The organism is Rhodococcus sp. WB1 (genome assembly GCF_001700945.1).
GTDB classification, from domain to species: domain Bacteria; phylum Actinomycetota; class Actinomycetes; order Mycobacteriales; family Mycobacteriaceae; genus Rhodococcus; species Rhodococcus aetherivorans.
The window spans coordinates 3705414-3727940 of the sequence record NZ_CP015529.1; the positions used below are offsets into that span (position 1 = coordinate 3705414).

The following is a 22527-nucleotide window of genomic DNA, read 5'->3' on the forward strand; positions in this document are numbered from 1 at the left end:
GCCACACGGCACTGGACCCAGACGGCACCTCGCCCGTACGGCGTTCTTGCGGTGGCCGCGTCGCGAATGCGAGTCACCCGTTCGCGGCCGCGAACGGCCCGCACAGGCACTGCGGCCTCCAATACAGTACAGGCCGGACGTGGTACCTCGCGCCCGCCGACGGCTGATTCACCAGTTCGCGGGCCGGAGCGTGACGTTCGCCACGTCCCGGCGCACTGTTCGGCGAACCCGCCGGCGGCTGCGGGCCGCCGAAACCGGCTCGCCGGGCGCCTCCGCCTTTGTTAGGGCATGCTAACCTTCCAATTGATGTGACCAGGGGCCCAGTGCTGTGGTCCGGGACCCACCGACGAAAGGCCGGCGACACGGATGGGCAAGGTGAAGGCGAGCAGGGTCGCGCAGCTCGAGCCCAAGAAGAAGTGCTGCCGCAAGAAGACCCGCTGTGTGCGCTGCCCCGTGGTGATCATGCGGATGAAGAGGCTCGAGCACGAGGGCCTCGGCGGGAAGGAACTCGCGAAGCGCCTGAAGAAGGCCCGCGCCGCCTGACCGGCCGCCCCGTCAGCGCCCGAGGTGCGCGCGCAGCTCCGGCAGCCACAGCCGGTCGTTCGGCACCAGGTCGATCTGCTCCAGCTCGTCGGCGTCCACCCAGCACAGCGCCGCGTGTTCGAGCGGCCGCGGTTCCCCGGAGAGCAGCTCCACCCGGTAGGCACGCAGCACCCGGCCGCCGTCCAGCGGCACCCCGACCCCGACCCGCTGCGCACCGGCGACCTCCACGCCCAGTTCCTCGCGCAGCTCCCGGCGCAGCGCCGCCTCGGCGGACTCCCCCGGCTCGGCCTTGCCGCCCGGCAGCTCCCACAGCCCCGCGAGCTCCGGCGGCCCGATGCGCTGGGCCAGCAACAGCCGGCCGTCGCGGAAGATCGCCCCGGCCACTACCTCGTCCGCCCGGCCCGTCGTTGCACTCATGTGCGGCATCGTCCCAGAATGGGGCATGGCCGAGTTGCTCTCCGACGCCGACATCGATGCCGCCCTCGCCCAGCTGCCCGAGTGGCGACGGGACGGGAACGCGATCGTGCGGACCGTCGAGTCCTCCTCGTTCCCCGCGGCCGTCGCGCTGGTGGACAGGGTGGCCGAGGCCGCCGAGGCGGCGAACCACCACCCCGACATCGACATCCGCTGGCGGAAGGTGACCTACTCGCTGTCCACCCATTCCGCCGGCGGGATCACCGGGTCGGACGTGGAGCTGGCCCGGAAGATCGACGCGCTGGCCCGCGGCTGACGGGCGGGGCCGCAGCCGGGCGCCCGGTGTAGACGATCCACGCGTACACCGCCAGCACCCCCACCACGTTGCACGCGCCCGCCCAGGCCAGCAGGGCGGGGCGGGAGATGTCCCACATCGAGTCCTGCGCCAGGCCGAGGAGCCACGGCACCCCGACGACGGTCAGCACCGCCCAGAACCCGGCGAGCACACGGGTGCCGAGGCGGCCGGCGAGCGGCCCGTAGACCAGCCACAGCAGCATCGGCAGCACCCACACCCAGTGGTGCATCCAGGAGATCGGCGACACCAGCAGCCCGAACAGTTCGACGACGACGATCGTGCCGAGCCGGTCGTCCGGGCCGAGGGCACGCCAGGCCGCGACGGCGAGCGCCGCCGAGGCCGCGACAGCCGCCAGCCACAGCGGCCCGGTGCCCACGTCGTGTCCCACGATGCGGCTCAGCGCTCCGCGCAGCGACTGGTTCCAGACCGACCCCACCGGCCCGATCCGGTCGGCGTCGCCGAACAACGTGGTGAAGTAGGTCCGCGCCTGGTCGCCGAGGAGCAGCCAGCTGACGGCGACGGTGGCGGCGAAGGTCGCCGCGGAGAAGAACGCCGCCGCCCAGCGGCGACGCGCCACGAAGTACATGCCGGCGATCGCCGGGGTCAGCTTGATGCCGGCGAGCAATCCGACCAGTCCGCCCGAGAGCCACCAGCGGTTGCTGCGGACCGCGACCATCACGCCGAAGGCCAGGAACACGTTGACCTGTCCGTAGTCGAGGGTCGTGCGGATGGGCTCCGTCCAGATGCCCACCGCCGTCCACACGAGCGCGACCGCCGTCCAGCGCGCGCCGTGCGCCGCGGAACCGAACAGCAACTCGAGGCAGATGCGCAGGAGGCCGAACAGGGCGGCCACGGTCAGCAGCTGCCACGCCACCCCGACCACCGGGAAGGGCAGATAGTGCAGCGGGAAGAAGACCAGTGCCGCGAACGGCGGGTAGGTGAAGGGCAGGGAGAACTCGGGAGTGTCCCGGGTGTAGGTGAAGTCGTACAGTTCGCCGCGCAGCAGCGCCGCGGAACCGTCGACGTACACGTGCAGATCCACGAGATTCATGCCGTTGGGCGTGAGGAAGTTCCACGCCAGCCGGGCTCCGACGGAGACGGCCAGCAGGGCCGCGCACCACCACAGTCGATGCGGGCGAACCGGATCGGACACTGCGGTGCGGCCTCCCGTCGTCACGTCACCCCGGGGGGAAGGGCCGGGGACGGATGCAGACTATCCGTTCCGCGGCGGCGGGCCGAACACGATACTCACATCAGTAACAGTTTCATCTACTCTCACAAAAACCACATCAGTCACACGTAGTCTCGAGCGGACACCACTGATCGGAACACGTTATGGCTAGACTCCCGCCAGTACGGGCGCGGCTGTGAGACCGGCCACGGCTTGTACTGATCGGGGGGCCTACATAAAGTGTCTCCCCGAGCCGTCAGCGGCATCGGCGCCTCGCGCTCCGGAGCCGCTTCAACGACAAGGATGGGGAAAAGTGCTTCGAACCCGAGCAACGCGCAGGATGTTCACCGCCTGCGCCCTCGCCGCCGCCGCGGCGCTCACCGTGCCGTCGCAGGCGGTCGCGCAACCCGTCGTTCCGGGCATCCCCGACGTGCTCCAGCTGCCGGCCGAGTTCGCCGGCTACCAGGTGCCGGCGGATCTGTCGATCGAGTCGCTCATGGGCATGCTCAGCACCCAGGCAGCCGCCCCCGAAGAGGTCGAGGCCCTCGCCTCCCTCGCCCCCGCCATCGTCGGAGCGGCGGCCGGCCCGGCCGACGTCGCGGACGGCAAGAATCAGCTCCTCGACCAGGCGAAGGAACTGCTCGCGAACTCGCAGCTGCCGGACTCGGTCAAGGCCCTGCTCCAGCGCGTGATCACCTTCCTCGACGGCAGCGGCGGCGGCGGACCCGACATTCCGGAGCCGGGCGCCGTGGCGATCTCGCAGTTCCTGTACCCGAGCATCGGCAAGGACTGCATCCGCGACGGCGGCGACTCCATCGGCACCGCGCTCGCCGTGGCCGGCCCCGCGCCGCTCCCGCCGCCGGGCCCGAAGGCCGGCCAGGCCGGGTTCGTGTTCACCGCCCTGGGTACCGCCAAGTTCGCCGACCAGCAGGCGCAGCCGCTGACGGTGAGCTGGATCAACGTCTCCAACGGCCGCAGCGGCACCGCGACGTTGACCAACGAGGCCAGGATCAATCCCGACGGGCCGACGACGCTCAGCGCGATCGCCGACACCGGCTCCGGCAACGTGGCCGCCGTGATCTCCGGCGGCATCACCACGCAAGCCGCGGGCGCGGCCCCGCGTTCGTGCACCTTCCTGCCGACGATCGGGCTCGTCACGGTCGCCTGACCGATCATCCGCACCTTGGCCGAGGCCGCCGGGATCATCCCCCGGCGGCCTCCGTCGTCCGGGCGCTTCCCGAGCCGGGAACCGCGTGGTAGACCGAGTCATGGCCGAAACACCGTCCAGGCTCACCGCTTCCCGGTCCCTGCGCTCGCGCCGTTCACACCGGTCGATCCTGTCCGTCCGCTCCGAGGGCTCGATCCTGTCCATCGGCTCGGCGTACTCGATCCTGTCGATCGGCAGCGTGGGGTCGGTGCTGTCCGTCGGTTCGGTGGGCTCGTTCGGTTCGGCCCTGTCGTCGCTGTCGTTCGCCAGCCTCGGCTCGGCGCTGTCGGGACTGTCCCGCTGGTCGCTGCTGTCGTGGCGCGGTGTCCACGATGCCCCCGACAACCCGCATCCCACGCTCGTCGTCACCGCCGCCGAACCCGACCCCGCCGCGCACTGCCAGAGCTGACCGGCCGGGCCCGTGTCCCGATCGGCGGGCGCGCGGCTGCCCTCCCGGTGGGGAACCTGATACATCTCGTAGATCACGTCCATGCCCGCCCGTATCGCGCGGCCCCCGGACCCGAGGAGGCGCATGGCCGTCGAGACCCCCGTTCCGGTCACAGCCGAACGCCCCGCACCCCGTGGTCTCGTCGCGGTGCTCTCCCTGTGCGGGATCGTCGTCGCGTTGATGCAGACCCTCGTCATCCCCCTGCTCCCCCAGCTGCCGCACCTGCTCGGCACGTCCGTGGAGAACGCCTCATGGGCGGTCACCGCCACGCTCCTCGCCGCGGCGGTCCTCACCCCCATCAGCGGCCGGCTGGGCGACATGTTCGGCAAGCGGCGCATGCTGCTGGTCAGCCTCGGCGCGGTCGTGGCCGGCTCCCTCGTCTGCGCCCTCGCCGAGTCGCTGCTCCCGATGATCGCCGGCCGCGCCCTGCAGGGCGCGGCGACCGGCGCGATCCCGCTCGGCATCGCGATCCTGCGCGACGAACTGCCGCCCCGGCGGATCGCCGGGGCGATGGCGACCATCAGCGCCACCCTCGGGGTGGGCGGCGCCGTCGGATTCCCCGTCGCCGCGGCCATCGCCCAGATCGCCGACTGGCACATGTTGTTCGCCGCCGCCGCCGGCTTCGGCCTGCTGGGCATCGCCATGGTGCTGAAGGTGATCCCGGAGTCGCCCCACCGCAACCCCGGCCGGTTCGACGTCGTCGGCGCGATCGGCCTCTCGGTCACGCTGACGCTGTTGCTCCTGCCCGTCACCAAGGGCGGCACCTGGGGCTGGTCGAATCCCCTGACCCTGGGCATGTTCGCCGGCGCCGCCGGCGCGGCGCTCGTGTGGGGATACTACGAACTGCGCACGGCGCGACCCCTGGTGAATCTACGGATCTCCGCGCGGCGCCCGGTGCTGCTGACCAACCTCGCGTCGGTCGCCGTCGGATTCGCGATCTACGGACAGATGCTCGCGTTCCCGCAGTTGCTGATGGCCCCCACCGAGACGGGCTACGGATTCGGGCTGTCCATGGTGACGGCCGGCGTGCTCATCGCGCCGGGCGGGATCGTCATGATGGCGCTGTCCCCCGTCTCCGCGCGGATCACCGGCAGCCACGGGCCACGGGTCACCCTGGCGAGCGGGGTCGTGGTGGTGGGCGCCGGCTACGTGCTGGTCTACGTCGCGTACACCGAGATCTGGCACATCGTCGTGGCGGGGATGATCATCGGGGCGGGCATCGGCCTGGCGTACGCGGCGATGCCGGCCCTCATCATGGGCGCGGTGCCGCTGTCCGAGACCGCCGCCGCGAGCAGTCTCAACACGCTGATGCGTTCGATCGGGACGTCCACGTCCGCGGCGGTGGTGAGCGTGGTGCTCGCGGCGATGACCACGACGGTCGGCACCTACACGGTGCCCGCCCTCGACGGGTTCCGCGCCACCTTCCTGCTGTCGATCGCGGCCTCCGCCGTCGCGCTGGCCCTGACCGCCGCCGTTCCCCGGGCGCGGCCCGGCGGGCTCAACCGGCGGTGAGCGACCACTGCCCGTAGTCGGCGCTGAATACATTGTTGACGTCGATGCCGATGCCGTCGATCGTCCCGCCACCCACCTGGTGCAGGTTCGCCGCGGGATGCACGTAGCCCTCAGCCGTGCCCCAATCATGTTGCCAGTAGAACGATCCCAGGCCGGCGTCGCGGGCCCAGGAGATGGTCGGCCCGTTGGCGTACACGCCGGTGTTCCCGGCGCCGAGCACGTCGTGCCAGCCCTGCAGGTACGGCGCGATCAGGTCGGCGAACTGTTGCTCGGACGGATTGTCGTCGACCGAGGCGTAGATCGGCCGGTCCGCCGGTCCCCCGGCCGCCCGATGCAGCTCGAGGCCGCGCGTCGCGTGCCGGACCCCGGCGTCGTATCCGCCGAGCCAGTCCGCCGTGTCGGCCTTGCCGAACTGATAACACGACACGACCTCGAGGTCGCCGGCGACGAGCGCGGCGGCCTCCGACTCCGTCAGCGGCTTGGCCAGCATCCATTCGGCGCCCGGCCGGCGGTCCGAGACGTACCGGATGGCACCGATGTGCCCGGCGGCACGGATCGACGACGGCGACGGCACGGCCGCCGAGTAGTCGACGATCGTGCCGAGCACCTCCCGGCCGTGCGCCACCCCGGGGGCGGCGACGGCCGACACCCAGGCCGCGCACGAGCCGACGGCCGCGTACCGCAACAGTTCCCGACGTGAGATGGCCATCGAACCTCGCTTGGACGAGCGTGCACGGCGGACAGGGTGTCGAGCTTCCGGTATTGCACCACACTCGCGGGTCCCGCGCGGGCACATCGGGATTCGGGGCCCGCGCGACGGGGACGCGGCGCGGCTACCGGCCGCCGAGCTCGGCGAAGAAGGCGGGAACGAGGGCGACGTCCTCGACGGTGCGCACCGTGGTGTGGACCCCGAGACCGTGCTCCTTGAGCAGATCGCACAGGCCGTCGCCGTCGACGAGTTCGATGGGCGGCGCGCCGAGGCGATGCGCCTCGGCGCGGGCGTCGTCGCCGAACGTCCCGGTGGTGACGAGCAGGCCCTTCTCGCCGCGACCGGCCATCGCGGCGCGGAACTCGCGCACGACGTCCGCGCCCGCCCGCTCGGGGCCGCGCAGGAACCGGAAGAACACCGAGAAGCCGAGCAGCGACACCCGCAGCACGCCGGTGCCTTCGACGTCGACGTCGTTGTCGGAGCCGGTGTCGAGGTGACCGCCGTGCGGGGGCACCGAGATGGTGGTGAAGCCGGCGGCGCGGAGCACCGCGACGGCGAGCCGTTCGAAGCCCTCGTCGGGGAGCTCGGCGACGGCGGCGAGCACGGGCTCGCGCCACAGCTCGGGATCCTCGGGGGCGGCCGCGAGGGTCACCACCTGCGCGCGCGACGACGCGTTGCGCACGAGCCGCTTGCGCCGCTTCTCCGCGGTGTATGCCACCTGCAGGGGCTTGATCTCGGATTCCTGCACCGCGCGGCCGCGGTCGGTGACGCTCCACACGCCGCGACGGGTGTTGGCGAGCAGCCCCATGCCCTTGAGGTAGGTGCGCGCCCAGCCGACCCGGTACTCGATCTCGGTGACCGGCCCGTCGCCGTGCAGTACGGACCGCGCGGCCTCGGACAGACCTTCGCGCGCGATGACGGCCTTCTCGAGCTCCTCGATCGAGGCCGAGCCTCCGAGCCCGATCAGCGCCTGCAGGGTGGGCCACAGCAGATCCGTGTACGGCGGTAGCGCCACCTCGCGGCCGGACGAGTCTCCGACGGGGTTACCGATCACGTTCCGGCGCTGCACACCTTCCCCTATCGTTTCGGCCCTGCTCGCCGCGGCTGTCCGGTCCCGCCACGACGCGCATTTCACCCTAGCCGATGGGCGCGGGCGCGATGGCGGCCACACTCCCCGGGCCCGGCACTGCCGGGGCCGGCGGCGCCGCTCGCTACCGTGGGGCGGGTGGGATTCACGCGCGCCGAACTCGAACGCTTCCGTGACGCGGTGGTGCCCGATTTGATCGGGCCGGACTGCCGGCTGCTGTTCGTGGGCATCAACCCGGGCCTGTGGACGGCGGCGACGGGTGCGCACTTCGCGCGGCCCGGCAACCGCTTCTACCCGGCGCTGCTGCGGGCCGGCATCCTGCTCCGGCCCATCGACCCCACCTCGGGGATGAGCGAGGACGACAGGGCCCACCTGATCGAGCGGGGCGTCGGGATCACCAATCTCGCGCCGCGCGCCACGGCCCGCGCGGACGAGCTCACGGCCGAGGAACTGCGGGCCGGGGCGGTGCGGCTGGCCGAGGTGGTGGCGCTGCACCGGCCGCGGGTGGTGGCCGTCGCCGGCATCACCGCGTACCGGTCGGCGTTCGGGCACCGGAAGGCCGTCGCGGGGCTGCAGGCGGAGACGCTCGGCGGGGTGCCGGTGTGGGTGGTGCCGAATCCGAGCGGGCTCAACGCCCACGAGACGGTGGACACCCTCGCCGAGGCGTATGCGGCGCCGGCCCGCGCGGCCGGGATCCTGCGCTGAACCGCGGACGGATCAGCCGCGTCCCACCTTGGCGAGGTAGTCCCTCGCCCGGTATCCCGGCGGCACGCCGTCGACGAGGATCGCCGAACTGTCGGAGTGCTCGGTGCGCAGCGGCAGAATCGCCTGGTAGGCCGGCGACCGGTACCAGGCGCGGGCCTGCTCGAGGTCGGGGAACTCGACGACCACGACGTGGCCGGGCCACGGTCCCTCGTGAACCTCGGGTTCGGCGCCGTGGACGACGAACCTGCCCCCGTACGGCGTGAAGGTGTCGTCGATCTCCTCGAGGTAACGGACGATCTCGGGGCCGAAGTCGACGGAACGCAGATGGGCGATCGCGTAGGCGGTCATGGGGTCCTCCCGGTCGGTCGGTGGCGGCGGTGTGCCGCACACCGACGAGACTGCCGCGCTCCGGTGCCCGAATCGATTACCCGGCAGGTAATGGCCGCCCTTCCCACTCCGCGCCTACGGTGACGGGCATGACCACCGTGCACGAGGAACCCGTCGGAGTGCTGCTGCGGCACTGGCGCGAGCGTCGCGGCCTGAGCCAGCTCGCGCTCGCCAACCGGGCGGAGGTCTCGGCGCGGCACGTGAGCTTCCTCGAAACCGGCCGGTCGCGGCCGACCCGCACCATGCTGCTGCGCCTGGCCGATCAGCTCGACATCCCGCTGCGGGAGCGCAACTCGCTGCTGCTCGCGGCCGGCCTGGCCCCCGCGTATCCGGAGCACCGACTCGGGGACGTGCCGATGGCCGCGGTGGCCGACGCGATCGAGCGGATCCTGGCGTCGCACCGGCCGTATCCGGCGCTGGTGGTGGACCGGCACTGGACGATGGTCGACGCCAACGACGCCGTGGTGGGACTGCTCGACGGCTGCGCGCCGCGGCTGCTCGAGCCCCCGGTGAACGTGCTGCGGGTGACGCTGCACCCGGAGGGCATGGCGCCGCGCATCGCCAACCACGGCCAGTGGCGGGCGCACCTGCTGACACGTCTGCGGCACCAGCTCGCCGCGACGGGCGACCCGGTGCTGCGACGGCTGCACGCCGAACTGGCCGCCTACCCGTGCGACGACGGCCACGACGCCGAGCTCGACCCGGCCGGCGCCCACGCCCTGGTGGTGCCGCTGCGGCTGCGCACCGACGACGGCGAGCTGTCGCTGTTGAGCACGACGACGCTGTTCGGCACGCCGCTGGACGTCACCGTCGCGGAACTGGCGATCGAGGCGTTCTACCCCGCCGACGAGACCACCCGCCGTCTGCTGGGGAGCCGATGACCCGGATCGGCGAACCGGTGCCGCGAAGGCCCGCTCGGGAGTAACGTCCGGCCCGAGACCTGTCCCGTCCCGCACCGGAGGGCATCGATCATGAGCAGGAAGAAGTGGTGGGTACTCGAGGGCCCGGAGAGCGGGTTCTCGCTCGAGGAGCGCGCGACGGGAGACCTCGTCCTCGTCAACACGCAGACGTCGGAGGAACACACCCTGCACGGCTACGTGTGGAAGCACGCCCCGCACTTCGGAGTGCAGATCATGGGCGAGGGCCCCCCGCCCTACGGCAAGTGGGTGGAGAACCCCGAGGAGTGAGCGACGTCGGTCACGGGACCCGCCGCAACGGACGGCGCTCCCCCGTCGTGGTGTCGATCAGTGCCGCGCCGGACACGGCCGTTGCGAGGGGCAGCACGTCGTAGACGGCCGCGGCCACCCGCGGCAGGTCGTCCAGCCGTGCGCGGGGGCTGAGGGTCAGGTGCGGGGTCCATACGCCCGGCCGGTAGTGCTTGTGCAGGTCCGCGCCGGTGGCGGTGACGGTGTCGACCACACGCTGCTGGCGCCGCAGGAGGTCGGCGGTGGGGGCGGGCGCGAGCCAGATCCGTCCGCGCCGGAAGGCGCCCAGGCCGTCGGAGTAGAGGGTCAGCGGCCCGCCGTCGGGCAGCGCCTCGAGCGCGGCCGTCACGTCGTCGACGTCGTAGCTGCGCAGCACCGCGTACGACAGGTGCGGCACGTGCCGGCCGTGGGTATGGGTGAGCAGCGTCGGCACACCGAGATCTTCGAGCCGGGCCCACAGCTGTTGCAGGGCGCGCCGGGCGGCGGCGTCGAAGAGCAGGCAGACCGCGAGTGCCATCAGCGCACGGTACCGCGGTGGCGGTTCGCCGGCGGTCAGTTCAGGGTGGCGTGCCAGACCAGGGCCGCGGCCAGGGCACCGGCGCCGTTGAGCGACCAGTGCAGGGCGATCGGGGCGATCAGGCTCCCGCTGCGGCGGCGCAGCCAGGTGAAGACGAATCCGGCGGCCGCGGTCGCCACGACCGCTCCGGCGATGCCCAGCACCTGTCCCCACAGGCCGCCGCCGAGGACGCCGCTGAGCCCGCGGTTGCCGTTCGTGAGCCCGAGCGACGAGGCGATGTGCCACAGGCCGAACAGCAGCGAGCCGGCGGCGAACACGCCGCGCGCACCCGAGACACGTTCGAGCGTGCCGTGCAGCACGCCGCGGAACGCGAGTTCCTCGGGGATGACCGTCTGCAGCGGGATGACGATCATCGACGCGAGGAGCGCGCCGGAGATCGTGGCGTAGCGGTCGGACAGGAAGAACTGCCGGGTCGGGGGCAGCGCCACGCCGACAGCGATCACGGCCAGCACGATCCCCGCGGCGCCCAGCGCGTAGAGCGAACCGGACCGCCAGTGGCGCGGCGAGAGCCCGAGTTCGGACCAGCGCATGCCCCGGCGGCGCATCAGCGCGACGAGCACCACGGCCGCGATGGGCACCGTCGCGATGCTGGCCCACACGGTGGTGAAGTGCGCGATCAGGTTGGTGGCGACGAGGACGACCACCACGACGGCGACGTCGAGCCAGGCGTGGGCGCCGCGAAGCGATCCGCGGTGCGCAAGTGCCGTCGTCGGCACGGTCTCGGTACTCAATGTGTTCTCGAACTCCCGCTCTCGGGTCTGTCGGAAGCGGTGCCCTCCGGGTACCCGATGCTCTCCGAGTACCCGTTCCTGTGCCGTACGAACCATCCATACCAGTGTACGGATCGCGTGCCGCCGGGGCCGTGACCGGCGCCACAGCGACGGCCGAATTCGATAGTGACGCAGGTCACGACGGGTGCGGGAGCGGATTGCGTCACACGCCCCGGCGTCGGGGCGCCGTGTCGCCCGGACTAGCCTTGTCGCGAACATCAGCCCCGCTGTCCAGGACAGTTCAGGAGAAGAAATGGCCGACTTCCTCTACGAGGACCTGCTGCCGATCGGGGAAGACCCCACCGAGTACCGGCTGCTGACCACCGAGGGGGTGTCCACCGTCGAAGGACCGGGCGGCCGCACCTTCCTGCAGGTCGAGCCCGAGGCGCTGCGCCTGCTCACCGAGACCGCGCTGCACGACATCCAGCACTACCTGCGCGCGGATCACCTGAAGCAGCTCGCAAGCATCCTCGACGACCCGGAGGCGTCGGACAACGACAAGTTCGTCGCGCTCGATCTCCTGAAGAACGCCAACATCGCCGCCGCCGGGGTGCTGCCGATGTGCCAGGACACCGGCACCGCGATCGTCATGGGCAAGCGCGGCCAGCACGTCCTCAGTCCCGGCAACGACGAGGAAGCCATCGCCCGCGGCGTGTACGACGCGTACACCCGACTCAATCTGCGGTACTCGCAGAACGCTCCCCTCACCATGTGGGAGGAGAAGAACACCGGCTCGAACCTGCCGGCGCAGATCGAGCTCTACGCCGACACGGCGGCCGGCCACGAGAACGCCTACAAGTTCCTGTTCATGGCCAAGGGCGGCGGATCGGCCAACAAGTCGTACCTGTACCAGGAGACGAAGGCGATCCTGAACCCGGACTCGATGATGCGATTCCTCGAGGCCAAGATCCGCTCGCTCGGCACCGCCGCGTGCCCGCCGTACCATCTCGCGATCGTCGTCGGCGGCACCTCCGCCGAGTTCGCCCTCAAGACCGCCAAGTACGCCTCGGCGCACTACCTGGACGAGCTGCCGAACGAGGGCGCGATCACCGGCCGCGGCTTCCGCGACCTCAAGCTCGAGGAGCAGGTGCTCGAGCTGACCCGCAAGATCGGGATCGGCGCGCAGTTCGGCGGCAAGTACTTCTGCCACGACGTGCGTGTCATCCGCCTGCCCCGGCACGGCGCGTCGCTGCCGGTGGCGCTGGCCGTGTCCTGCTCCGCCGACCGGCAGGCGAAGGCGAAGATCACCCCGGAGGGCGTGTTCCTCGAACAGCTCGAGTTCAACCCGGGCCGCTTCCTGCCCGAGATCACCGACGCCCAGCTCGACGCCGAGACCGAGGGCGTGTCGGGCACCGGCAAGGGTGCCGCGGTGAAGATCGACCTGACGCGGCCGATGCCGGAGATCCTCGCCGAACTGTCCAAGCACCCCGTCAAGACCCGGCTGTCCCTCACGGGCCCGCTCGTCGTCGCCCGCGACATCGCGCACGCGAAGATCAAGGAACGCCTCGACGCCGGCGAGGGAATGCCGCAGTACCTGAAGGACCACCCGGTGTACTACGCCGGGCCGGCCAAGACCCCGGACGGCATGGCCTCCGGTTCGTTCGGCCCCACCACGGCCGGCCGGATGGACTCCTACGTCGAGCAGTTCCAGGCCGCGGGCGGCTCGATGGTCATGCTCGCCAAGGGCAACCGCTCGCAGCAGGTCACCGACGCCTGCAAGAACCACGGCGGCTTCTACCTCGGCTCCATCGGCGGGCCGGCCGCGCGCCTCGCACTCGACTGCATCAAGAAGGTCGAGGTTCTCGAATACCCGGAACTGGGTATGGAAGCGGTGTGGAAGATCGAGGTCGAGGACTTCCCGGCGTTCATCGTCGTGGACGACAAGGGCAACGATTTCTTCGCCGGCACCGGCGAGGTCACCCTGACGATCGGCAAGCGCCCCGGCCTGTAGGCGGCTGCGCCGCCGGTGCGTCCTTTGGGCTGTCCCAGCAGCCCGAAGGACGCACCGGGATGCTGCGGCGCCGGACGAGCCGACGCATCCGGTCGATCAGGCCTCCGACGGGCCGGACTTCTTCGGTTCGCCGGTGGCGGGGTAGTCGAGCAGCGACTGCTGCAGACGGGACCACTGATGGGCCAGACCCTGCAACGGCGCCAGCGACTTTTCGACCACCTCCAACTGACGGTCGAACGCCGACAGTTGTGCCTGCAGCGCCTGCACCGATTTTCGCTGCGCGTGCAGCTGCTCGACGAGTGCGTCGAACTCGGTGAGGACGGGTGGCACGAGCTCCATCACCTGCCGAAGAGAGCCGAGCATCCGGTTCGCGGGCGCGGACAGGGGCTCGGGAATCGCGCCGAGGGCGTCGCTCCCGATCGACCCGACCGCGTCCGCCACGGCGCGGGTCCTCTCCAGCAACTCCTCCATCGCGGACCCGAGCAGTCCGAATCGACGGGTCTCGCCTTCCTCCGCCATCGTCACCCTCCTCCGGACCACGGTTCGGTCCCGATCCGATCATGCCCCCCGGGCACCGTCTCGGCAGCCGAACCCCGTCGCGGCGGGCTCCCTCAGGCCGCGGGGGTGTCCGTGCGGGAGAGCACGGCGGGCGCCTGCGCGACGAGGCCCTGCAGAAAGCGGACGACGGTGCCGGCCGCCGGAGCGGCGTCCGGCGTCAGCATCGCGCACAGCGTCCGGTAGCTGCCCGGATCGAGTTCCGGCTGCGCCCGGAACTGCGCCGTGAGCGGCACCGTGAACGCGATCGTCCGGTCCCGCGAACGGATGTCGAGCGTCGGTCCACCCACCGCCGCGGTCAGCCGGACCTCGAACCGGTTCGCGCCCACGGTGTGCACGAAGCCCACGGTGCGCACGTTGGCGCGTGCCATCTGCCGGTAGAGCGGCCGCAGTCCTCCGAGGACCATCGACGGAAGCGTGACGGCACCGGAGCCGGCGGCGAACATGAGCGCACTCCTTTTCGTTCGGGGCCGTCACCACGCGGGCGACGACCCTCCGACGCATTATCTGGAATGATTCCAGAAAATACGGCGGGGGGCAACGTCGCGGTCGTCACCACTGCGCGCCGGCCACCTGCTTGACCGTCGCGTTGAGCCGGTTCCACACGTTGATCAGCGAGATCTGCAAGATCAGCGCCGCCAGTTGCGGCTCGTCGTAGTGGCGGGCGGCCTCGTCCCAGACGTCGTCGGGCACCGGGTCGGGCCGGTCCGCGAGCCGGGTCACCGCCTCCGTCAGCGCCAGGGCCGCCCGCTCGGCATCGGTGAAGTACGGCGCCTCGCGCCACGCCGCCACCGCGAACAGCCGCTTGTCGGTCTCCCCGTCCTTCTTCGCCAGCCGCGGGTGCATGTCCACACAGACGCTGCATCCGTTGATCTGGCTCGCCCGCAGATGCACGAGGTGGGTGGTGCGCGCCGGCAGCCCGCCACCGTCGGCGGCGTTCCCCAGTGCCTGCAACGCCGTCACCGCGTCGGGCAGAACGAGCGCGGGATTCGTCATTCGAGCCTTCATGATCGTCTCCTTGTCACATCCGGGGTCGTGCGTTCGTCACAGCCATGACGGATCCCGACGACAGAATGTGACGACATGAGCGACGGATACTTTTCGGCCCACCCCGGCGGCGCCTTCCCCGCCGAACAGTTCGAGGCACATCGGGACCATCTCCGGGCGGTGGCCTTCCGCATGCTCGGCTCGGCGAGCGAGGCCGACGACGCCGTGCAGGAGGCCTGGCTGCGCCTGCACCGCTCCGGCACCGACGAGGTCGCCAACCTGGGAGGCTGGCTGACGACGGTGGTGAGCCGGGTGTGCCTGGACATGCTGCGCTCCCGGGGCTCGCGCCGGGAGGTCCCCCTCGATCAGCCCGACCGTCCCGAACCTGGGTCGACGGACCCGCGCGACGTTCCGGAAAGCGCTGCACTGCTGGCCGATTCGGTCGGTGTGGCCATGCTCGTCGTGCTCGACACCCTCGCCCCGGCCGAACGCCTCGCGTTCGTGCTGCACGACCTGTTCGCCGTCCCGTTCGACGAGATCGCCCCGATCGTGGAGCGCTCCCCCGCCGCCACCCGCCAGCTCGCGAGCCGCGCGCGGCGGCGCATCCAGGGCGCGACCGCCCCACGGGCCGACCTGATGCGCCGCCGTCGCCTCGTCGACGCGTTCCTCGCCGCGTCGCGGGAGGGACGGTTCGACGACCTGCTGGCCCTGCTCGATCCGGACGTGGTCCTTCGCGCGGACGACGTCGCCGTGGCGACGGCCCGTGCCGGCGCGGCTCACGGCGCACCGGCGCTCGCGCACGAGCTTCACGGACCCCACAGCGTCGCAAAGGTTTTCGACGGCCGCGCCCAGGCCGCCCGGACGGTGCTCGTCGACGGAATGCCCGGTGCCGCATGGGCGCCGGGCGGCCGTCCGCGCACGGTGTTCGCCTTCACGATCGAAGACGACGCGATCGTCGAGATCGAGGTGGTGTCGGATCCCGGGCAGCTCGCGGCGCTCGAGGTGACGTTCCCGGACGCCGGCTGACACGCGGGTGCGCACCTCTCGTCGCGGCACGCCGGAGACCGGCGCGGGAGGTGCGCACCCGCAGAAGGCCAGGGCTCAGACCGGGGATCCCGAAACCGCTCGGGAATGGTCGATTTCGTCCGGAACCGCGCGTTCCGCGGCACTCACCTCCGGGTCGTCGACGGGAGCACCGGGACCGAAGTGCGAGAACTTCTCGATGTGCTGATCGAGTGCGAGCGGATTCGGGGTGCCGTAGGTGAAGTACGTCTCCCACGGCAGCTTCGCGCCGCCGACCGCGAGACCGGTGTCGATATCGGACATCTGCCAGGTCTTGGTCTCGGCGTCCGGATCCAGGTGCAGGTAACCGGCCTCGCCGAACAGTTCGATGCGGTTGCCGCCCGGCTCGAACACGTAGAGGAACTGCCCCTGGGTGATCCCGTGCTTGTCGGGGCCGGCCTCGATCTGGATGTCGTAGTCGCGGAACATCTCGACCGCATCGGCAAGGTGCTGGCCGGTGCCGTAGTAGAACGCGAGGTGGTGGAGCTTGCCGCGGCCGCCGGTCATGTCCCGCATGCAGGCGACCTCGTGGCCGAGCAGGTTCGAGCTCATCCAGGCGCCGATCTCGACGTTGCCGTCCACGACGCGTTCGGTGGTGCGGAATCCGAGGTGCCGCTCGAACGAGTCCTTGAGCGGGGTGACATCCGAGGCCATCAGGTTGAGGTGGTCGATCCGCTTGACCGGAATCCCCGACAGCGGCTTCTTCGACGGCCGCGAGAGGATCTTGCTCTGCAGTTCCTGCGGGGCGACGTACTTCTCCACCTCCCACAGCAACTGCAGGTTGTGACCGTCCGGGGACTGGAACTCGAAGGTCTTGCCGTAGCCGAACTGGTCCTCGCTCCACGTACCCTCGACGTTGCCCTGCTTCAGCGACGCCACGCGGCGCTCGAGCGCCTCCGGCGAACTGGCGCGCAGCGCGGCGTGGCCCATGCCGGCTTCCGGCGCCTCGGTGACCTTCAGGCTCCACTGGTACGGGTCTTCGTACCCACGCAGGTAGACGGACTGCCCCTCCCGATGCGTGACGTACATGCCGAGGAACTTCGTGAAGAAGTCGAGGGTTTCCTGCGGCCTGGGGGTGAACAGTTCGGCACGGGCGAGGTGCGCGATGTCGAAACGGGCAGTGGGGTCGGTCATGGCTACTCCTGATCTCCGCTGGCCGGGCTTGCTGCTCCGGTTGTGGTGGATGTCACGAGCTTGCGGGGGTGCCGGCGCTTCCGTCAGCGCTGTTCGGGATAGCCGAACACCGATCGGATCACGGCCGGGCGTGTCCGGTACCGCCGGATCACCCGCCGTCTACCAGGGGATCGCCCCTAGCGTCGGCAGCATCACCCCGACACTGGAGGGAAGGCCCACAGATGAGTCGATTGAAAGCCGCGATCGTCGGATCCGGGAACATCGGGACGGACCTGATGTACAAGCTGTTGCGGTCCGAGCATGTCGAGCCGGTGTACATGGTCGGCATCGATCCGGCCAGCGAGGGACTCGAGCGGGCCCGGCAGGAGGGCCTCGAGGCGTCCGCGGAGGGGCTCGAGTGGCTCCTGGCCCGGCCCGAGCTGCCGGACGTGGTGTTCGAGGCCACCTCGGCGAGGGTGCACGCCGCGGCCGCACCCCGGTACGCCGCGGCCGGCATCACCGCGATCGACCTGACGCCCGCCTCGGTGGGCCCGTACGTCGTGCCCGCGGTCAATCTCACCGAACACCTCGACGCACCGAACGTGAACATGGTCAGCTGTGCCGGTCAGGCCACGATCCCGATCCTGTACGCGATCAACCAGGCCGCGGACGCCTACTACGGGGAGATCGTCGCCGCGATCGCCTCGCACAGCGCCGGCCCGGGCACCCGCCAGAACCTCAGCGAATTCAGCGAGAAGACCGGCCGGGCACTCGCGCAGGTCGCCGGCGCGGACCGCGCCAAGGCGATCTCGGTGATCAACCCGGCCGAGCCGCCGATGAACATGCGCGACACCGTCTACGCCAAGGTCCGCCACCCCGACCCGGACGCGATCGAACGCGCCGTGGTCGAGATGGTCGCCAAGGTGCAGCAGTACGTCCCCGGCTACACGTTGCGTCTGGTCGATGTGGACGGCGACCTGGTCACGGTCATGCTCGAGGTCGTCGGCGCCGGCGACTTCCTGCCCACCTACGCCGGAAATCTCGACATCATCACCGCCGCCGCCGTGCAGGTCGCCGACGTCATGGCGCAGCGCAGCCTCGTCCAGGGAGCAGCCCAGTGAGCACCACCGACACCACCCACACCCCCGGCACTCCCGGCGGGCGCCGCAAGGTCACCCTCGTCGACACCACCCTGCGCGACGGCATGTCGTCGGTCTCGCACCGGTTCACCCCCGGCAACGTCGCCGACATCGCCCGCGGCCTCGACCGGGCCGGGATCCCCACCATCGAGGTGGCCCACGGCATCGGCCTCGGTGCCTCCTCGATCCAGTACGGCTTCGCCGCCGCCACCGACCCCGAGTACGTGCGTGCCGCCGTCGACGCCGTCGACGATGCGGACATCGCGGTGCTGTACGTCCCGGGCATCGCCACCCTCGCCGAACTGCAGGGCGCGATCGACGCCGGCATCAAGACCGTGCGCGTCGCGGTGCACTGCACCGAGGCCGACTGCGCCCAGCAGCCCGTCGAGTGGGCCAAGGACAAGGGCCTGAACGTGATGACGTTCCTGATGATGAGCCACAAGCTCGAGCCCGAACCGCTCGCCGAGCAGGCCGCCAAGCTCGACTCCTACGGCGCCGACGTCGTCTACGTCGTCGACTCCGCCGGCGCGATGGTGCCCCGGCACGCCGGCGACCGCGTCGCGGCCCTGCGGCAGGCGATCTCCGCCGACATCGGTTTCCACGCTCACAACAATCTCGGGGTCGGCATCGCCAACGCGCTCACCGCGGCCGAGCACGGGGCGACGTTCATCGACGGGTCGCTGCGCGGGCTCGGCGCCAGCGCCGGCAACGCCCAGACCGAGGTGCTCGCCGCCGCGTTCGAGCGGGCCGGCTGGGACACCGGGGTCGAGCTGTTCCCGCTGATCGACACCGCCGAGCACGTCGTCGCCCCGCTGATGACCGAACCGCAGATCGTCGACGAGACCGCCCTGATCCTCGGCTACGCCGGGGTGTACTCGACGTTCTTCCACCCGACCAAGCGGGCTGCGAAGAAGTTCGGCCTCTCCACCCGCGAGATCCTGCTCGAGCTCGGCCGCCGCGGCGTCATCGGCGGGCAGGAGGACATGATCGTCGATGTCGCCTCCGAACTGGCCGGCCGCACCTACGAACTGCCGGCCCGAGCCGGCGTCTGACCCGGGGAGACTGCCATGACACAGACCCAGAACACGCCGTCGGTGACGCAGGTCCGGCACCTGATCGGCGGCGAATGGAAGCCGGCGTCGGACGGGGCCACCTTCGAGTCCCGCGACCCCCACGACGGGGCGCTGCTCGGGGTCGTGCCCGCGGGCACCGCCGAGGACGGTGCCGCGGCGATCACCGCCGCCCGCACCGCCTTCGACGACGGCCCCTGGCCGCTGCTGTCCCCGAAGGAGCGCGCGAAGATCCTGCACGCGGTCGCCGACACGGTCGACGCCCACCGCGAGGAACTCGCCCTGCTCGAGACCCGCGACGGCGGCAAGAGCATCAACCAGTCGCTGCACGCCGAAATCCCCCGCGTGGCCCACAATCTGCGGTTCTTCGCCGACTACGTCGCGATGGCCGCCAACGAGGCCTACCCCGACGGGGACCTGCTGTCCTACGTGCTCTACCCGCCGGCCGGTGTGGTCTCGGCGATCAGCCCGTGGAACGCACCCCTGATGCTGGCCACCTGGAAGATCGCCCCCGCGTTGGCCTTCGGTAACACCGCGGTGCTCAAGCCGGCGCCGCAGACCCCGCTGACCGCGCACCGCTTCGCCGAACTCGCCCTCGAGGCCGGACTGCCCGAGGGCGTGCTCAACGTCGTGCACGGGTTCGGCGGTGAGGCCGTCGCCGGGCCGCTGACCTCGGATCCGCGGGTGGATCGGATCACCTTCACCGGCTCGAGCGCGACGGGCGTGAAGATCCTGCAGGCCGCGGCAGTCAACCACACCCCGGTCTCGGCGGAGATGGGCGGCAAGTCCGCGAACATCGTCTTCGCCGACGCCGACCTCGACGTCGCCGTGCCGATGGCGATCCGCGCGATCTTCGGCGGCAACGGACAGGTGTGCCTGGCCGGGTCCCGGCTGCTGGTGCACAACAGCATCATGGACGAGTTCCTGGCCCGGTTCACCGAGCAGGCGAACACGCTCACCGTCGGCGACCCGAAGGACCCGTCGAACTTCCTGGGCCCGCTCATCGAGCAACGCCACCTCGACAAGGTGCACGGCTACGTCGAACTCGCCCAGGAGGAAGGCGGCAAGGTCGTCACCGGCGGCGCCCGCCTCACCGACCAGGCCCGCGCCGGCGGCTTCTACTACCCGCCCACCGTGATCACCGGGCTGAGCAACGACTCCCGCACCGCACGCGAGGAGATCTTCGGTCCGGTCGAGACCGTCCTCGGCTTCGACACCGAACAGGAGGCCCTGCGCATCGCCAACGACTCCCCCTACGGCCTGGCCGGGATGCTGTTCACCCAGAACCTGGACCGGGCCCACCGGATGGCCGCCCGCTGGAAGGCCGGCACCGTGTGGATCAACACGTTCTTCGAACGCGACCTGCGCCTGCCGTTCGGCGGCGAAGGCGCCAGCGGCCTCGGCCGCGAAGGCGGCCAGTACTCGCGCGAATTCTTCACCGAACCCCGCGCGGTCACCCTCCGATTGCGCGGCTGAAACGGCCGGAGAATCGGATTCGCTCCGCAGACCGGAATCCGCCCACGGCATCTTGCGTGGGCGGATTTCTGTTCGGCGCGTCGATCGCGGCCGAACGACCAATCGCCCGTCCCGCTACTGCGCGGATCGTCCGGGCGTTCCACAACGGCAAGAGGGAGCACAGGTATGACTTCGTCCTCAGTGTGTGTCGTCGTCGGCGCGACCGGTGCGATGGGCACCGAGTTCACCCGTCGCCTGGCCCGTCGCGGCCTTCGCGTGATCGCCGTCGCCCGCAACGCCGACGACCTCGACAAGCTGGCGGCCTCGGACGACCTGATCGTCCCGTGCGTCGCCGACATCGCCGACGACAGCGCGATCGAGGCGATCGCCGCCCACGTCGACGCACCGGTGCGGATGGCCGTGTTCGCGGCCGGACTTCCGGTGCGCGGCTCGGCCGACACCATCGCGCCGGGAGACTTCGCGGTCGGCGCGAACATCAAGGTCGGCGGGCTGGTGCGGCTGCTGCACGCCGTCCGCGACCACCTGGTGCCGGGTTCGCGTTTCGTGACGATCGCCGGGTCGCTCGGACTCGAACCCGGCCCGCTCGACGCCGGGCCGGGGACGGTGAATGCCGCGGTCTTCAACCTCATGCGCCAGCTCAGCGCGCTGTACGGCCCGAAGGGCGTCACCACCCACACCATCGCGCCGGGGCCTGTCGACACGCCACGGCTGCGGAAGTTCGTCGAGACCGAAGCCGCCGAGACCGGCCGCGACCCCGGCGAGATCTGGAACCGCTACCGCGCCAAGACCACGCTCGGCCGGCTACCGACCCTCGACGAGATCGGCTGGACTCTGGAGATGCTGCTCGCCCCCGAGGCCGCCGTGCTGCACGGAAGCGTCCTCACCGTCGACGGCGGGACCCGGCACGGAGTCCAATAGTCACGGAGTCCAATAGTCACGGAGTCCAATAGTCACGGCGTCCACTAGATCTGTACCCCAAAACGTCACAAAGGAGCGGCCATGCCCGTTGCACACTTCCATCTCGTCGACGGCGCCTACACTGCCGAGCAACGACGTCGGCTGCTCGCCGACGCGAGCCGCTGCTACGCGGAGGTCCTCGACTCCCCGATCGAGCGAGTGCGGGCGTTCGTCGTCCGGTACGACCCGGACGACGCCGCGACGGCCGGGACGGTGATCGCCGACGGCGGCACCCCGGCCCCCTACTTCACCGCGATCGTCCTCGCCGGACGCCCGATCGAGCAGCGCCAGGAGTTGGCGGCTCGATTCACCGATCTGATCGTCGAGATCCTTGGGGCGCAGCGGGATCTGGTGCGCGGACAGATCGTCGAAGTCGATCCGGTGAACTGGTCCATCGCAGGCAACCCGGCCGCTGCCACGCGCGCCGGCGAGATCACGGCGCGCGCGGCGGCCGCACAGCCGGCGCGGTGATCAGCGGGGCATGAGCGAATGTGCCGTTACGTCGATCTATCCGACACAACGGCACATTCGCTCGGGGGTTCGAGAGGCGGGGTGACCGCGACGCCCGCCGCGGCCACCCCGCCCTGCTCGATCAGAACCCCCAGGGTTCGTCCCTGCCCTGCAGCTCGAGCGACCGGAAGGTGCCGGTGTAGAACACCAGCGGGTGCCCGTCGTCGTACCAGAGCCGCTCCACCCGGCCCACGTGCAGGGTGTGGTCACCCGCGGGATGCGAATCGACCACGGTGCACGCGAGGTGAACCAGTGCACCTTCGAGGAGAGGCACGCCCTTGCGCCACACGAACCGAACCAGATCCGGCTGGTTCGCCGCGCCGGCGAAGTGCAGGGACAACGGTTCCTGGTCCCCGGCGAGGATCGAAACGCCGTACCGCCCCGCCTCGCGGATCCGCTCGTTCATCTTGGCGCGGTTGGCGATCGATACGAGCACGAGCGGCGGATCGAGCGACACGGAGGTGAACGCGTTGGCGGTCATTCCGTGCACCGAGGCCTCGTCCTCGGACTCGGCGGTGGTGACAATGGTGACGCCGCTGGCGAACCGGCCGAGGGCCTTACGCATGTGCAGAGGCGTGACGTCGAGATCGGATCCCCGGGCGGTGTCGGTCATGACC

At 70.9% G+C, this 22527-nt stretch carries 27 protein-coding genes; 15 read left to right on the top strand and 12 right to left on the bottom strand.

Features of this window, described 5'->3' with window-relative positions:
- Nucleotides 1-375: 375 nt before the first annotated feature.
- Nucleotides 376-543, top strand: a complete 168-nt coding sequence (locus A4U64_RS28560; protein ID WP_006933942.1) for a hypothetical protein — start codon at nt 376-378, stop codon at nt 541-543.
- A gap of 12 nt (nt 544-555) precedes the next feature.
- On the opposite strand, the gene A4U64_RS16310 is transcribed toward A4U64_RS28560, so the two are convergent.
- Nucleotides 556-960, bottom strand: coding sequence for a (deoxy)nucleoside triphosphate pyrophosphohydrolase (locus A4U64_RS16310; protein WP_029542337.1), 405 nt, complete (start codon nt 958-960; stop codon nt 556-558).
- Nucleotides 961-985: 25 nt separating this feature from the next.
- On the opposite strand from A4U64_RS16310, the gene A4U64_RS16315 reads away from it, so the two are divergent.
- Entirely contained in the window at nt 986-1273 is a 288-nt protein-coding gene (locus A4U64_RS16315) for a 4a-hydroxytetrahydrobiopterin dehydratase (RefSeq protein WP_029542335.1), read from the top strand.
- On the opposite strand, the gene A4U64_RS16320 is transcribed toward A4U64_RS16315, so the two are convergent.
- The gene (locus A4U64_RS16320; RefSeq protein WP_037200676.1) at nt 1218-2465 is read right to left on the bottom strand and encodes a mannosyltransferase; all 1248 of its coding nucleotides are present in this window, start codon (nt 2463-2465) and stop codon (nt 1218-1220) included. The genes A4U64_RS16315 and A4U64_RS16320 overlap by 56 nt on opposite strands.
- A 331-nt stretch (nt 2466-2796) precedes the next feature.
- On the opposite strand from A4U64_RS16320, the gene A4U64_RS16325 reads away from it, so the two are divergent.
- The 3 genes from A4U64_RS16325 (at nt 2797) to A4U64_RS16335 (ending at nt 5650) form a co-directional block, all read left to right on the top strand.
- Complete coding sequence (locus tag A4U64_RS16325) at nt 2797-3651, top strand: Rv1157c family protein (RefSeq protein ID WP_006933936.1); 855 nt, start codon at nt 2797-2799, stop codon at nt 3649-3651.
- Between the two features lie 100 nt (nt 3652-3751).
- Nucleotides 3752-4099 (top strand): hypothetical protein, encoded by a 348-nt coding sequence (locus A4U64_RS16330; protein WP_044475770.1) that lies wholly within the window; start codon nt 3752-3754, stop codon nt 4097-4099.
- Nucleotides 4100-4222: 123 nt separating this feature from the next.
- A complete protein-coding gene (locus tag A4U64_RS16335) occupies nt 4223-5650 on the top strand; it encodes an MFS transporter (RefSeq protein WP_006933931.1) in 1428 nt (475 codons plus the stop codon).
- On the opposite strand, the gene A4U64_RS16340 is transcribed toward A4U64_RS16335, so the two are convergent.
- Both A4U64_RS16340 and A4U64_RS16345 read right to left on the bottom strand, forming a co-directional pair.
- The gene (locus tag A4U64_RS16340) at nt 5637-6359 is read right to left on the bottom strand and encodes a DUF1906 domain-containing protein (RefSeq protein WP_065922831.1); all 723 of its coding nucleotides are present in this window, start codon (nt 6357-6359) and stop codon (nt 5637-5639) included. The two genes, A4U64_RS16335 and A4U64_RS16340, sit on opposite strands and share 14 nt — an antisense overlap.
- 124 nt (nt 6360-6483) lie before the next feature.
- Nucleotides 6484-7428, bottom strand: coding sequence for a winged helix-turn-helix domain-containing protein (locus A4U64_RS16345; RefSeq protein WP_006933925.1), 945 nt, complete (start codon nt 7426-7428; stop codon nt 6484-6486).
- A 156-nt stretch (nt 7429-7584) separates the two neighbouring features.
- Between A4U64_RS16345 and A4U64_RS16350 the strand changes: the two genes are divergently transcribed.
- Nucleotides 7585-8151, top strand: coding sequence for a mismatch-specific DNA-glycosylase (locus tag A4U64_RS16350; protein WP_065922832.1), 567 nt, complete (start codon nt 7585-7587; stop codon nt 8149-8151).
- 12 nt (nt 8152-8163) lie between these two features.
- Here the strand turns inward: A4U64_RS16350 and A4U64_RS16355 are convergent, their stop codons facing one another.
- Nucleotides 8164-8499, bottom strand: a complete 336-nt coding sequence (locus A4U64_RS16355) for a DUF1330 domain-containing protein (protein ID WP_029542324.1) — start codon at nt 8497-8499, stop codon at nt 8164-8166.
- Nucleotides 8500-8627: 128 nt separating this feature from the next.
- Here A4U64_RS16355 and A4U64_RS16360 point away from each other — a divergent pair, with 128 nt between their 5' ends.
- Both A4U64_RS16360 and A4U64_RS16365 read left to right on the top strand, forming a co-directional pair.
- Nucleotides 8628-9419: a helix-turn-helix domain-containing protein gene (locus tag A4U64_RS16360; protein ID WP_006933920.1), complete on the top strand. Its 792-nt coding sequence runs from the start codon at nt 8628-8630 to the stop codon at nt 9417-9419.
- Nucleotides 9420-9509: 90 nt separating this feature from the next.
- Complete coding sequence (locus A4U64_RS16365) at nt 9510-9725, top strand: hypothetical protein (RefSeq protein WP_006933918.1); 216 nt, start codon at nt 9510-9512, stop codon at nt 9723-9725.
- A 10-nt stretch (nt 9726-9735) separates the two neighbouring features.
- Here the strand turns inward: A4U64_RS16365 and A4U64_RS16370 are convergent, their stop codons facing one another.
- Nucleotides 9736-10260, bottom strand: coding sequence for a 2'-5' RNA ligase family protein (locus A4U64_RS16370; RefSeq protein ID WP_006933916.1), 525 nt, complete (start codon nt 10258-10260; stop codon nt 9736-9738).
- Between the two features lie 35 nt (nt 10261-10295).
- Nucleotides 10296-11051, bottom strand: a complete 756-nt coding sequence (locus A4U64_RS16375) for a CPBP family intramembrane glutamic endopeptidase (RefSeq protein WP_044475769.1) — start codon at nt 11049-11051, stop codon at nt 10296-10298.
- Nucleotides 11052-11343: 292 nt separating this feature from the next.
- Between A4U64_RS16375 and A4U64_RS16380 the strand changes: the two genes are divergently transcribed.
- Nucleotides 11344-13041: a fumarate hydratase gene (locus A4U64_RS16380; RefSeq protein WP_006933912.1), complete on the top strand. Its 1698-nt coding sequence runs from the start codon at nt 11344-11346 to the stop codon at nt 13039-13041.
- A 96-nt stretch (nt 13042-13137) separates the two neighbouring features.
- Here the strand turns inward: A4U64_RS16380 and A4U64_RS16385 are convergent, their stop codons facing one another.
- The 3 genes from A4U64_RS16385 to A4U64_RS16395 form a co-directional block, all read right to left on the bottom strand.
- The gene (locus A4U64_RS16385; RefSeq protein WP_029542318.1) at nt 13138-13560 is read right to left on the bottom strand and encodes a hypothetical protein; all 423 of its coding nucleotides are present in this window, start codon (nt 13558-13560) and stop codon (nt 13138-13140) included.
- Nucleotides 13561-13652: 92 nt separating this feature from the next.
- Complete coding sequence (locus tag A4U64_RS16390; protein WP_065922833.1) at nt 13653-14042, bottom strand: hypothetical protein; 390 nt, start codon at nt 14040-14042, stop codon at nt 13653-13655.
- Between the two features lie 106 nt (nt 14043-14148).
- Nucleotides 14149-14604: a carboxymuconolactone decarboxylase family protein gene (locus A4U64_RS16395; protein WP_029542316.1), complete on the bottom strand. Its 456-nt coding sequence runs from the start codon at nt 14602-14604 to the stop codon at nt 14149-14151.
- Between the two features lie 75 nt (nt 14605-14679).
- On the opposite strand from A4U64_RS16395, the gene A4U64_RS16400 reads away from it, so the two are divergent.
- On the top strand, nt 14680-15609 hold the full coding sequence (locus A4U64_RS16400; RefSeq protein ID WP_065922834.1) for a sigma-70 family RNA polymerase sigma factor: 930 nt from the start codon (nt 14680-14682) through the stop codon (nt 15607-15609).
- 75 nt (nt 15610-15684) lie between these two features.
- On the opposite strand, the gene A4U64_RS16405 is transcribed toward A4U64_RS16400, so the two are convergent.
- Entirely contained in the window at nt 15685-16779 is a 1095-nt protein-coding gene (locus tag A4U64_RS16405) for a VOC family protein (protein WP_006933903.1), read from the bottom strand.
- Nucleotides 16780-17000: 221 nt separating this feature from the next.
- Between A4U64_RS16405 and A4U64_RS16410 the strand changes: the two genes are divergently transcribed.
- The 5 genes from A4U64_RS16410 (at nt 17001) to A4U64_RS16430 (ending at nt 21871) form a co-directional block, all read left to right on the top strand.
- Nucleotides 17001-17879, top strand: coding sequence for an acetaldehyde dehydrogenase (acetylating) (locus A4U64_RS16410; RefSeq protein WP_065922835.1), 879 nt, complete (start codon nt 17001-17003; stop codon nt 17877-17879).
- An 83-nt stretch (nt 17880-17962) separates the two neighbouring features.
- Nucleotides 17963-18949, top strand: coding sequence for a 4-hydroxy-2-oxovalerate aldolase (gene dmpG, locus A4U64_RS16415; RefSeq protein ID WP_202916484.1), 987 nt, complete (start codon nt 17963-17965; stop codon nt 18947-18949).
- A 15-nt stretch (nt 18950-18964) separates the two neighbouring features.
- Entirely contained in the window at nt 18965-20443 is a 1479-nt protein-coding gene (locus A4U64_RS16420) for an aldehyde dehydrogenase (protein ID WP_043799230.1), read from the top strand.
- Between the two features lie 165 nt (nt 20444-20608).
- Complete coding sequence (locus tag A4U64_RS16425; RefSeq protein ID WP_006933896.1) at nt 20609-21361, top strand: SDR family NAD(P)-dependent oxidoreductase; 753 nt, start codon at nt 20609-20611, stop codon at nt 21359-21361.
- Between the two features lie 81 nt (nt 21362-21442).
- Entirely contained in the window at nt 21443-21871 is a 429-nt protein-coding gene (locus A4U64_RS16430; protein ID WP_006933894.1) for a tautomerase family protein, read from the top strand.
- Between the two features lie 121 nt (nt 21872-21992).
- Here the strand turns inward: A4U64_RS16430 and nphA are convergent, their stop codons facing one another.
- A complete protein-coding gene (gene nphA, locus A4U64_RS16435) occupies nt 21993-22523 on the bottom strand; it encodes an NADH-dependent flavin reductase (protein WP_006933892.1) in 531 nt (176 codons plus the stop codon).
- Nucleotides 22524-22527: the final 4 nt, after the last annotated feature.